Genomic DNA, 12,289 nt, shown 5'->3' with positions numbered 1-12,289 from the left:
AAAACTCCCCTAATTAAGAGGAGTTTTCTTTTTAGCGGTAGTTAATGAACTGTACGTCGATTGGTAAATCAGCGCTACGAACAGCTGCGATTACTGCTTGTAAGTCATCACGGCTTTTCGCTGTAACACGTACTTGATCATCTTGTACTTGTGTTTTTACTTTTAATTTCATTTCTTTAATGATGTTGTTAATTTTTTTCGCGTTATCTTTATCGATACCTTGTTGAAGTGTTGCGCGTTGGCGAACAGTGTTGCCAGTTGCAGCTTCAACTTTTCCGTAATCTAAGTTCTTAATTGGAACGTTACGTTTTACAAGTTTAGAGATAAGAACGTCTTTTACTTGCTCTAATTTAAACTCGTCATCAGAAGTTAAAACAAGTACTTCTTTTTCTAATTTAATATCACTTTTACTTCCTTTAAAGTCATATCGGTTTTGGATTTCTTTTAATGCGATGTTAATTGCGTTTGTTACTTCAGGTAATTCTACTTTCGAAACGATGTCAAAAGAACTATCTTTTGCCATAGTTAGCACCTCCAAATAAATTTCTAATCTTGTTATGTACTGTACATACTAAAGTATAGCTGAAAACGAGTCTAGACTTAAGTGTTTTCGTACTTATATTCATGTAACCTTATTTTATTATAGTGAATTTTGGGCAGTTGGACAAATACAGGGAAAATCATGTTATAATTAACTTTTGTTTGGAATGATAAAAAAGATAATTTTATATATATAGAAGGGAATTAAAAAATATGTATTTGCAAATAGGATCGATTGAACAGGTAACTGTTTTACGCGAAACGGAAATTGGATATATGGTTGGGAATGAAGAAGAAGAAATTTTCCTACATAAAAACGAAGTAGCTGGAGAAATTGAAGAAGGCGATACGATTGACGTATTCTTATACCTTGATCACCAAAATCGTATTTCAGCAACAATGAAGGAGCCAATTATTACAACTTATGATTGGAACTGGGTAAAGGTTGTAGAAGTTATTCCTAGTTTAGGTGTGTTTGTTGATATTGGTGTGTCAAAAGATATACTAATTCCAGCTGATGAGTTCCCGATTTATATGCCAGTATGGCCAGAAGTAGGCGACGAATTATATTGTACGTTAAAATTAACGAATCGTGATCGTTTAATTGCTCTTCCAGCAAGAGATAGTGATATGCAAGAAATCGTTGTAGATGCGACACCATCTATGCGTAATAAAAACGTAAACGGACGTGTGTATCGTTCACTTCAAGTTGGTTCGTTCGTATTAACAGATGAGCATTTCCGTGCATTTTTACATCATACAGAAAGAAAAGAGCAAGTTCGCATCGGTCAGCGTGTAACGGGACGTATTATTGATGTAAAAGATGACGGTACAATTAACATTTCACTTCTTCCTCGTAAAGAAGAAGGAATGGAAGATGATGCTGCAGTAATTTATGCATATATGGAAGAACGAGGCGGAGCAATGCCGTTTTGGGATAAGAGCCATCCAGAAGATATTAAAGAACGCTTTAACATGAGTAAAGCTGCATTTAAGCGCGCACTTGGTAAGTTGATGAAAGAAGAAAAGGTTTACCAAGAAGAAGGCTGGACTTACTTTAAGAAATAAAGTAAATGAAAAAAGAACTATTCTTTCTCTGAATTTTTAAGAGAAGAGATAGTTCTTTTTTATTATAAAGTAGATAAAAAGTAAATAAAGTGTAATAAAACGTTTAATCTACAAATATTTTACTGTATTTATAAGGAAAAAGGAATATAAAATGGTAAATTGTCGGAAAATATACATTTTTAGAAAAAAATGTCACAATATTGTCATTTTTATGTTGAACCCCCTCGGAAAATTCTTTAAATTGTTAATTGTAAGAATAAAACCGATGCGAATTAGGGGTGAATGTATGGAAAAGAGGCCAGTTAAGAAAAAATGGTATAGGCAATTAATCCAACTTATCGTAGTTGCACTAATTGTTACTTCTATACCACTGAATGGATTGGCAGAAACGGCACCACCGTTTACACCGTCACCAAATTCAGAACAAACTCCAGAAGTGGAAAAGAAAGAGGAGCAGGAATTACCAGCTCCACATCCAGATCAATTAAAGAAGGATAAGGCTAAAGCACAGGCGAGTCCGACTGAGATTGTAGAAGAAAGAAGGGAAACCGAAAAGGTTTTTGATAACAATGATGGTACTTTTACAAAGAGGGTATATACGGAACCGATTCATGCAGAGAAAGATGGAAAGCTAGAAGAGGTTTCACCGAAATTAGTAGAAGCACCAAATGAAAAAATTGTAACGGAAAATACAACATTAGAACCAGAGTTCGAGAAAGCGACACAAGATGGAAAGTACGTTCAATTTAAAGTAAAAGATCATACTATTCAATATAAACTAATAAGTGCAAATGGTGAAAAAGGTGAAATGAAGCCATCACCAGTCACTGCAACACATGAAAATAATACAGTATGGTATAAAGGGGTCTTCCCAAATATTGATTTAAAGAGTACGACATTCAATGAAAATGTAAAAGAAGATTTTGTATTACGTGAGTATACAGGACATCATATTTTTACGTTTGCATTAGAAACAGATTTAACACCTAGCTTACAGGAAGATGGTTCAATCGACTTCCAAGATGAGAAAAAAGAAAAAGTATTCACATTGCCGAAACCATATATGAATGATTCCAATGTGGATCAACAATCAGGTGAGGCTGTAACGTCAGATGCGGTTCGCTACAATATTGAGAAGACAGCTGAAAAAACATATACATTAACTGTTACCGCAGACCCGCAGTGGTTACAAGCACCAGAGCGAAAATATCCGGTATATGTAGATCCTTCGGTTCAGTTGAAGGATTTTGATAATGCATATGCTTCAAGTGCGTATCCAACTGTCAATTATTCAGGAGGAAAGCTTTGGGATGCTGGTCAAAATGCTTATACGTTAAAAGTAGGATATTATGATGGGTCATCTGGGACAAACTTTGCATTTATTAAACCAGACGTTTCGAGTTTTAAAGGTGCAAATATTGAAAGTGCAACATTCAATGTACATACCATTTGGCATTATTATGCGAATCAACCAAATGGTGTTTGGTTAGATGAAGTAACGAGTGCCTGGAATGAAGGTAGTTTAAATTGGAATAATAAACCTGGTTCAAATAATATTGCACATGCTGATGTAACAAGAGGACAATTGGCGAAGTTTAATGTAACTAACACAGTAAAAGCATGGGTAGAAGGCGCGAGACAAAACAATGGCTTTAAGCTACATGCAAATGGTAATGGTCAAAACCATTGGAAGAAATTCATTGCAGCTGAAAATGGAACGAATGCACCATTCTTGGAAGTGAAATATTCCTACGCAAAACCAAATAAGCCAAGAGTACAAGCTTACTCAAATGGGAGTGGGAGTGGTTCTGGTCACTTCAATGTACAATGGGACGCAGTTCCAGGAGCAACAGGTTATAAAGTTGCCATTTTTAATGGATATGACTATGAATATATTCCTGTTGGGAATGTGACAAGCTGGACGACGAAAGATAAAAAAATATTCCCGACGCCAGAAGAAATTGCACAAGGGCGTTACTGGATACATGATGACGGGAAAGGTGCAGAAGCGCCTACTAACCCAGGACAAATATATAAAAATGCTTACGAGTCAGGAGGTCCGTACGGGGATTATAGCGGAAGAAGTAGCTACTGGATTCGTATTGTAGCAGAGTATCCGTTTGGGGATAGTCCACTTTCAGATGAAATAGTTCCATTTATTCCATTAGAACAAGTGAAAAAGCCAGACGGATCGGCCTACATTAATGCGACAGATAAGGAAACAGGATATGTCACATTAAAGTGGGATGCAGTTCCGGCGGCTGCAGGCTATAAAGTTTGGATTTATAACGGAAAAGATTACGAAGCGTTCGATGTAGGAAATAAAACAAATTGGACAACGCAAAATGAGAAAATTTGGCCAACGAAAGATGAAATTGCAAAAGGCCAATATTTACTTCATCATGATAAAAAAGGTGCAGAATTAGCAGTTGATCCATCACCTGTGTATAAAAATTCTGGCGGAATTTATGCTGGCTTTAAAAATTATTGGTTCCGTGTAACAGCGTATAGTAAAGCCGGACATGCTGAAAGTGAAATTTCGCATGAGTTTGTACCTAAATTTGCTCAAGACTTTGGGTTTATAGGGATGTTTGATTACTGGGCATCAGTTCCGGTACTAAATGGCACAGTGAATGCTACAAATGGTAACTTTATTATGAGTGAAAAAGATATTACGTTATCAGGGCGCGGACCGGATGTATCAGTGGAAAGAACGTATAATAGCCAAAGTAAAAAAGTAGGTCTATTTGGTACAGGGTGGTCTAGTGGATTAGAAGAAAGAATTTTGGCTGAAGGAAATGGAAACCTACTATTAATTTCTGCCGATGGCGCAAATATTACTTTTACTAGAACGGGAGATAATACGTATCAAGCTCCTACAGGTATATATTTAGAAATTAAACAAGTATCAGGCGGATATGAAATAAAAGATAAAGACCAAACGGTTACTTTCTATAAATCTGGAGATGCACAAGGGCGTATCGAGTATACAAAAGATAAATATGGAAATACGACGACATATGAGTATGATGGGGAATCACGTTTATCAAAAGTAAAGAATGCTTCTGGTAAAGAGTTAGTCGTACAATATGACGGGAATAATAAAAAAGCAGCAAGAGTAATCGGCCCAGATAGCAAAACGATTACATTTAAATATGATGGAGATTTACTCGTTTCTTCTACAACACCAGAAGGAAAAGTATATAAATACGGATATGATAATGGATTATTAACATCTATTTATGATCCGCAACATACAGATGTCAAACCATATAAAACATCGTATGCATACGAGAATAATAGATTAGTAAAAGTAACGGACCCATTAGGGAAAGCTACGACATTAGCATATAATACAGATGCGAAAGAAGTTACGTTAACGAATCCTAAAGGAAGTAAAACTGTTTATACGTATAACGATGCTGGAAACCCAGTCAAAACTGTTGAAGATTCTGGACGTCTAAATTTAACAACAACGTATGAATATAATGCAAATAACCTAGTAAAAACAACAACTCCTAAAAATCAAACAGAAACAGCGACCTATGATGGTAATGGGAATGTAACTTCTGTTACTGATGAAATGGGAACAGAAAAGTTTGAGTACAATAAAGACAACGGGCTTATAAAAGCGACAGATAATGAGAATCGTGAAACAACAGTTGCTTATAAGGCTGCAAATACAGAAGTATCTGAAACAGACCAAGCAGCAAATACATCATCTTTCATGCAGTATGATCAGTTTGGAAATCCAATTGCGACAACTAGAGAGCTGGGAACAGGAGAAAACCTGATTCAAAATCCAAGCTTTGAAATGAATGGTACGGAAAAATGGGTACCAGTAAATGCGAATAATTCTGGATCTATTATAAAAGATGCAACATCAGCACCAGGTGGTCTGGGCGGAGAATCATCACTTAAAATTTCAACAAAAGCAACGAATAATGATTGGGGCTATATTGCTGCAATTCAAGAAGTAACGTTAGAACCAAATACAACGTATACGTTAAGTGGTATGATGAAAACGGATTTAGCCAATGGTGCTGGTTTCTTCAATGTACAGTTATTAAATGAAAACGGTGCTGGTGTAGATGGTGGATGGCATGATACTCGTCACAATAAAGTTCAAGGAACGAGGGATTGGGTTAACCGTCAAGTTACTTTTAAAACAACAGAACAAACGAGAAAAGTACAAATCTATTTACAAGTAGAAAATGGCGGTTCTGCTACGAGTGGTTCTGTCTGGTTTGATAAGATTCAACTAGAAAAAGGTGAAGTTTCTTCTAGCTTTAACCCAATTGAAAATAGTAGTTTAGAAAATATGGCGGGAAATGGCTGTATGCCAGGTTGGATTCGAGGAGATGGAACAAGTTGTGATCCGAAAGATGTTTCTCAGCAAGAGGGCTTTACGGGACATTCATCTATTGTATTAGAGCGTAGCCAATATGGAGGGTCAGATGTTGGCTATAGTAAAAGAGTTATATTGAATCAGAAAAAGGCAGAAACATTAACGCTAACAGGAATGTCTAAATCTGAAAATGTAGAAAATGATGCGCCAGATAAACTTTCTCGAGACTATGCGATTTGGGCGGATGTACATTATCAAGATGGCAGTGGTGAAAATTATCAAGTAAAATTCCCAAGCGGTACAAATGATTGGAATCGTAGTGCGGTTGTAATTCCAGCTAACAAACCAATTAAACATATTCAGGTGTACCTATTATTTAGAAACAATAATAAAGGGAAAGTATGGTTTGATGATATTCGTTTACTAGAAGGAAACGCTCTTATTAAAAACGAGTACGACAACGATGGAAATGTTGTTGCTGCGTATGATGAAGAAGGACAGAAAAACACCTTCACATATGATACATCAGGAAATAAAAAGAGCGAGACAGATGAAAAAGGAAATACCAAACTATATGATTACAATAAAGATAATCTATTAACGAAGGTTACTTTGAAAAATGGTACCTCTGTAAATTATCTGTATGATCATAATGGAAATACAACAGAGAAATCTGTCATGTTTGGCGGGAAGACACAGACACACAAATATGAATATGATGTAGATAATAAAAACACGGTGTATATCGATGCGTTAAACCGTCGTATTGAAAATATGTACGATGAAAATGCAAACAAGATTAAAACAACAATGCCAAACGGCTCTATTTTAGAATCTGTATATGATACAGCAGATCGCGTCGTTGGTGAAAAGCGCAACGGAAAAGATTCATTTACATTTGAACGTGATCAAAATGGACAAGTTACGAAAGTGAAAGACCATGTCAATGGTGTAGAACGAACAAAAACATACGATAAGGCAGACCGCGTTACAAGTGCAACAGATAGTCGAGGCGGAAAAATTGATTGGGCATACCACGACAAAGCAAACAGTAAGACAGAAAAACTAAAAGAACAAACAATTACGCAAGGTGGATACACAAATAAAGTATCGTATGACTACAATACGTTAGATCAAAACATTCGTGTAACAGACGGTTCTCAAACGTATCGCTTTGATTATGATGATCAAGGAAACGTTCGTACGTATACAGCTGGTAATGGTTCAGGTTCTACCTTTAACTATGATCATGCGAACAAAATTAAAGATTTAGTAGTAGGTACGTCAAACAGTATTCTACTTTCTGAAAGATATGAATATGACCAAGCAGGCAACCGTACGAAGATTAAACATGAAGGTGCGGGCGGAAAAGTAACAGAAACAAACTTTGTATATGACCCGATTAACCAATTATTAAATGAAGCACTACCAAACGGAACAACTAAATCATACACATATGATGGATTTGGAAACCGTACAAGTGTGAAAGTTGTAGAGAATGGAAAAGAAACAAAATCTATAGCGGCAACATTTAATGACGGAAATCAGCTTGTGAAATTCGGAAACGAATCGTTAACGTATGATGCGAATGGAAATCGTACATCTGATGGAAAGTACAAGTATACATGGAATGAACATGACCAAATTGTTGCTATCACAAAACAAGGTGAGAGCAATGCATTCGCGACTTATAAGTATGATGAGGATAATCGTCGTATTGAAAAGAGTGTAAATGGTCAAGTAACACGTTATTTCTATGATGGAGACAGCATTAATCCGTTATATGAGACGGATGGTAGTGGAAAGGTACTTCGCCAATATGTGTATTCCGTAAATGGTTTACGTATGGCTATGAAATCGCAAGGACAAACATTATACTATCACTACAACCCACGCGGTGATGTAGTCGCAATGACAGATCAAAATAGAGAAGTTGTAGCAACGTATGAATATGATTCGTGGGGCAATGTAATAAAGAGTGATACGAAAGGTATCGCCGCAGAGAATCCATTTGGATATGCGGGATACATGTATGATAAAGAAATTGGGATGTATTATCTGATTGCGAGATACTATAATCCAGAACATGGTGTGTTTTTATCGGTAGATCCTGATCCGGGTGATGAAGATGATCCAATTACCATGAATGGGTATACGTATGGTGATAATAATCCGGTGATGAAGATTGACCCAGATGGGCATGTCGCTTGGTGGATAGCTGGTGCGTTAGGTGGAGCTGCTTGGGATGTTGGTACTTACTTATGGAATAATCGAAAAAAAGGGTATTCTTGGAAAGGAGTAGGGAAATCAGCACTAAGAGGAGCGGTGGCAGGAGTTGCACTAGGTGGAGTTGGAAGAGTTGGCTATTTCGCAGCAAAATTAAAATATAGTATTCATGCGACAGAGCACTTAGCGAACCCAGCGCGTCAAATGTCTAAATCTGCTACAGTATTAGTTCGAAGTTTTGGTAGAAAGCATATAGATAAAAGAAATCCACATGACCGATTTGTGCAAACGTTAGGTAAAAAACATATTGTTGTATCAAAAACTAAAAAAAATAACATTATTAGTCTAGGGCATCGCTCGAAGAAGGATAAAAATTGGAAGAAGGTGGAATGGTGGAAATAAAAAAAGAAATTGAGTTGGTGTTTTTAGGGGATGAAAAAAAGATAACCATTGTATCATTTGGGTCTATGTATCCAAATGATGATGAGCTGTATTTACGTGATTTACAACTGAATTTCTTAGCTGTATCCTCGAATAATATTCATTATGAGTGTAAAGGGCCAATGTTTTTGACGAGTGAAATAATTAAATTTGGGGAAGAACTAGAAGCATTACTACGAAAAGATATTAAGGAAGCTGTATTAAGTGCTGATGAAGAGGAAATAGAATTTAAAGTGAAGCTAAAAAAAAATCGATTTTTAGTATACTTTACTTTTGTTAAAAATGATTTGATTAATGAAAAATGGGAGTATGAAACATCATTCGGGATGGAAGTAAAAGTTGTAGAAGAGATGTGTTGTAAAATAAAAAAAATATATAGTTAATTAGGAGGTCATTGAAAAAGTCCACTTAAAAAGAAAAAGGAGTTCATCACCTACTATTTACAGGGGATGAACTCCTTTTTTCGAAATAATCACTTTTTTGGTGGAGGGTTTGATAAAATGATTTCTTATGGTATTTATTACAAAGGCTATGAATCTAATAAAAGGGTATAGTTATTAAAGACTGCTTGTATTTATTGATAGCAAGGAGGGGATGATAATGAAATTCCTAAAATATGAAGATGGACAAGTATTAAATATGTTATATAAACAAGGTATAGACTTTAATAAAACACACATAGTGGATTTCTTTATTGTAATTCCTGATCAAGACAATAGGGAAAAGTAATTGGCAGATTACAAGCATTGGATTTAAAGTGTGAATTAGTTTTAATGAAGAATTTGAAGATAGGGATTGCGCGTTATTATAATCCAGACCATGGTGTGTTCTTATCGGTGGATCCTGGATCCGGGTGATGAAGATGATCCGGTTACGATGACGAATCAGGATAAAGAAGTTGTAGCAACGTATGAATATGATGCATGGGGTAACGTCTTAAAGAGCGAAGCAAAAGGAATCGCAGCAGACAACCCATTCGGATATGCGGGATACATGTATGATAAAGAGATTGGTATGTATTACTTGATCGCGAGATACTATAACCCAGACCATGGTGTGTTCTTATCGGTGGATCCAGATCCGGGTGATAGTGATGATCCAGTGACGCAGAATGGGTATACGTATGGTGATAATAATCCGGTGATGATGGTGGATCCGGATGGGTATAAGGCAAAAAAAGTTGTAAGTGGATATAAATATTGGAAAAAAGGTAAGCATGAATATTACCAAAGAAGTTATAAGCAAACTAAATTTAATTATTATTCAGGACAAATTGCGAGAGCAGTTGTCAGTTTTAATGCTGGTAATGTAGTTAAGAACATTGGTTTAAAATATATAAAAGCTCCAAGTCGACAGAAGAGTTTAGAGATAGTAGGGGGCTATTATGTTGGGGAAAAATTTATAAAGCCAGTCCCAGAACCGGGTACTAAAATTACTTTAACTTATAGAAAAAAATTGAATTCTAAACAGTGGTATTTAAAATATGACGAAGGTAAATCAAAAGGGAAATGGAAGAAAGCCAAATGGTAAAAGTGAATAATATGCTTAAAAGGTTCAGAATTATTGATTTGCTATTTATATATATAGTAGCTTATGTTTTAGTAGATCAGCCTTCGGATTTGAAAAAGATAGTCTTCTTTCTTGCTGGCATTACCATATTTATACTAGAGAAAGTTATGCTGTCTTCAAAAAAATTCAATCAATATTTAAAAAATGTCAGGAAGGATTTATATCTGATGTACTGATAGGAGTGTTGTTTTTTGGTATATCTTTAATGTTCTTAATATAGCTACTTTACTTGTTTTATTAATAATTTGTATTTTGAAATTCAAGGAAGATATTGATGTGCTTTTGCGTAAGTAAATAGTTTTCTCTTGAATTTATTATCGGCCTATGGATTAACACGAATGGAAACAGAGCAAATTGAAACATTAATAGATTATAAAATTAAGGGAAGAGGCGAGAAAATGTCTTCTTCCTTTTCTATACACATGGAATGAAGCAGATGGCTCTGTTGCAAAGTTTTTTACAGATAGAAAGTTAGGATGGGGCATATACGTTTACAACAAAGACGGTGTCCGCCTAGCAATGACCAACAAAGATGGACAAATAGTCGCAAGCTATGAATATGATTCATGGGGTAACGTATTAAAGAGTGATGCAAAAGGTATCGCAGCAGACAATCCATTTGGATATGCGGGATACATGTATGATAAAGAAATTGGTATGTATTACTTGATTGCAAGATACTATAATCCAGAACATGGTGTGTTTTTATCGGTGGATCCTGATCCGGGCGATGAGGATGACCCGGTTACAATGAATGGGTATACGTATGCGGATAATAATCCAGTCATGCTGACCGATCCAGATGGTCATTTTGCTTGGATGGCATTGAACGCAGGTTTTGCGGCTTATGATGGTTATAAAGCGTATAAAAAGAATGGCTGGAAAGCAGCTGCAGTAGCTGTTGGTGCTGGATTAGTTGGTGGGGCAGCTTATAAAGGTGCAAAATTAGCATATAACACATTTAAATATGGTACAAAGCTTAAGTTTACTAGTATTACGACAAAGAAATCCAAGCCTAATTTTCAGGCGAATATAAGTCTACGCCAATTACACAATAGATTGGGAAAAGCAGGATGGAATCAAGAAACATTTTACAAAAATGGTTTGCAAATTAGGAATTTCACTAAAAATGGAAGGAAAATAACTACTCGCGATGGATCTAGTGGTGGTTTTAATACTGCTGATTATTATCCAAGAGGGAAGAAGAAAAAGAATAATGTTATTAAGTTTAGGTTAAAGGGAAAGGGGAAAAAGGTTGAAAAAAATAGATAGCTTATTTCAGCTTACCGAGAACGAGTATAGTTCTGTTTATACAAGGATTGCCGAGATAGTAGATATGGAAAAAAGTTTACCAGAGTATGTAGTAAGAGGTGATCTTGATAAATATGTATTGTTATTTAGTGACTATGAATTTGATGAAGATGAATTTCTTGATTCGTTAAAACAAATAGGCGAAGTTTTAGGAGAGCGTACGGCATATATATGTACAAAACAAACCTTTCAATATCGAACCTTTCTATTTTTTACTAAGAGTGGATATTATGATGAAGATGTAAAAAAGGCAGCAAAGTTTGATGTAAATATATCATCAGAAGACTATTGGGACATAATCACATGGCGGGAAGAAAAGGATGGAAAAGAGTTCGGATTATCACTGCGTGATCATTATGTACTGTATATACTATTTTCTTCTGGAAAGGTGTTATTGGTAATCGATGTTCATAATGAAGTGGCATTGTTAATTAGTGAAAAAGATATTTATAGAGAGCAGATGATTGATTCCATGATATGGAAGACTCTTTCTGATTTTCTTATTGAAACGGAGGAGTACCATAAAGAAATTTTTCGCGATGGAGGAAAAAGGTATAGGAAAGCTTTAATTGAAAACTATGCTGGTCTGCAATAAAGGAATGACAATGCAAGTATTGAAAGTAGTAATATTTTATACATGTCGTTCTAGGATTATAAAATTAATTCATTGCTAATATTCTTTTTAATGATGAGTGGGATATAAAGTTTTATAGATTCAGTGCATCTCGAAAATTAAACAGGTAATTTTTGAGATGCACTTTTTATTTTAAATAATCTATTATTCTT

Annotated in this window: 6 protein-coding genes and 2 pseudogenes; 7 read left to right on the top strand and 1 reads right to left on the bottom strand. The window is 35.4% G+C overall.

Annotation, left to right across the window (positions count from 1 at the left end):
* Positions 1-31: 31 nt before the first annotated feature.
* Positions 32-523 carry a YajQ family cyclic di-GMP-binding protein gene (locus IQ781_RS09730; RefSeq protein WP_001040149.1) on the bottom strand — a complete coding sequence of 164 codons (492 nt, stop codon included), beginning with the start codon at positions 521-523 and terminating at the stop codon, positions 32-34.
* 230 nt (positions 524-753) lie between these two features.
* Here IQ781_RS09730 and IQ781_RS09725 point away from each other — a divergent pair, with 230 nt between their 5' ends.
* The 7 genes and pseudogenes from IQ781_RS09725 to IQ781_RS09695 all read left to right on the top strand — a co-directional run bounded on the left by IQ781_RS09725 (position 754) and on the right by IQ781_RS09695 (position 12,098).
* A complete protein-coding gene (locus IQ781_RS09725) occupies positions 754-1,608 on the top strand; it encodes a CvfB family protein (RefSeq protein WP_000281265.1) in 855 nt (284 codons plus the stop codon).
* A 286-nt stretch (positions 1,609-1,894) separates the two neighbouring features.
* Positions 1,895-8,584 carry a DNRLRE domain-containing protein gene (locus IQ781_RS09720; protein WP_242808295.1) on the top strand — a complete coding sequence of 2,230 codons (6,690 nt, stop codon included), beginning with the start codon at positions 1,895-1,897 and terminating at the stop codon, positions 8,582-8,584.
* Complete coding sequence (locus tag IQ781_RS09715; protein WP_224742196.1) at positions 8,572-9,006, top strand: WapI family immunity protein; 435 nt, start codon at positions 8,572-8,574, stop codon at positions 9,004-9,006. Before IQ781_RS09720 ends, IQ781_RS09715 begins: the two co-directional genes overlap by 13 nt.
* A gap of 217 nt (positions 9,007-9,223) precedes the next feature.
* Positions 9,224-9,422, top strand: a pseudogene (locus tag IQ781_RS09710) (ribonuclease E inhibitor RraB); the annotation flags it as partial.
* A gap of 65 nt (positions 9,423-9,487) precedes the next feature.
* Positions 9,488-10,153, top strand: a pseudogene (locus tag IQ781_RS09705) (RHS repeat-associated core domain-containing protein); the annotation flags it as partial.
* Positions 10,154-10,711: 558 nt separating this feature from the next.
* A complete protein-coding gene (locus tag IQ781_RS09700; protein WP_242808294.1) occupies positions 10,712-11,464 on the top strand; it encodes an RHS repeat-associated core domain-containing protein in 753 nt (250 codons plus the stop codon).
* On the top strand, positions 11,448-12,098 hold the full coding sequence (locus IQ781_RS09695; RefSeq protein ID WP_063220269.1) for a hypothetical protein: 651 nt from the start codon (positions 11,448-11,450) through the stop codon (positions 12,096-12,098). The genes IQ781_RS09700 and IQ781_RS09695 overlap by 17 nt, the downstream gene beginning before the upstream one ends.
* Positions 12,099-12,289 lie beyond the last annotated feature (191 nt).

Source organism: Bacillus sp. N447-1, from assembly GCF_022701035.1.
Taxonomy (GTDB): domain Bacteria; phylum Bacillota; class Bacilli; order Bacillales; family Bacillaceae_G; genus Bacillus_A; species Bacillus_A cereus.
The sequence above is the reverse complement of the archived record's forward strand: the minus strand, read 5'-3'. Positions and strand labels throughout refer to the sequence as shown.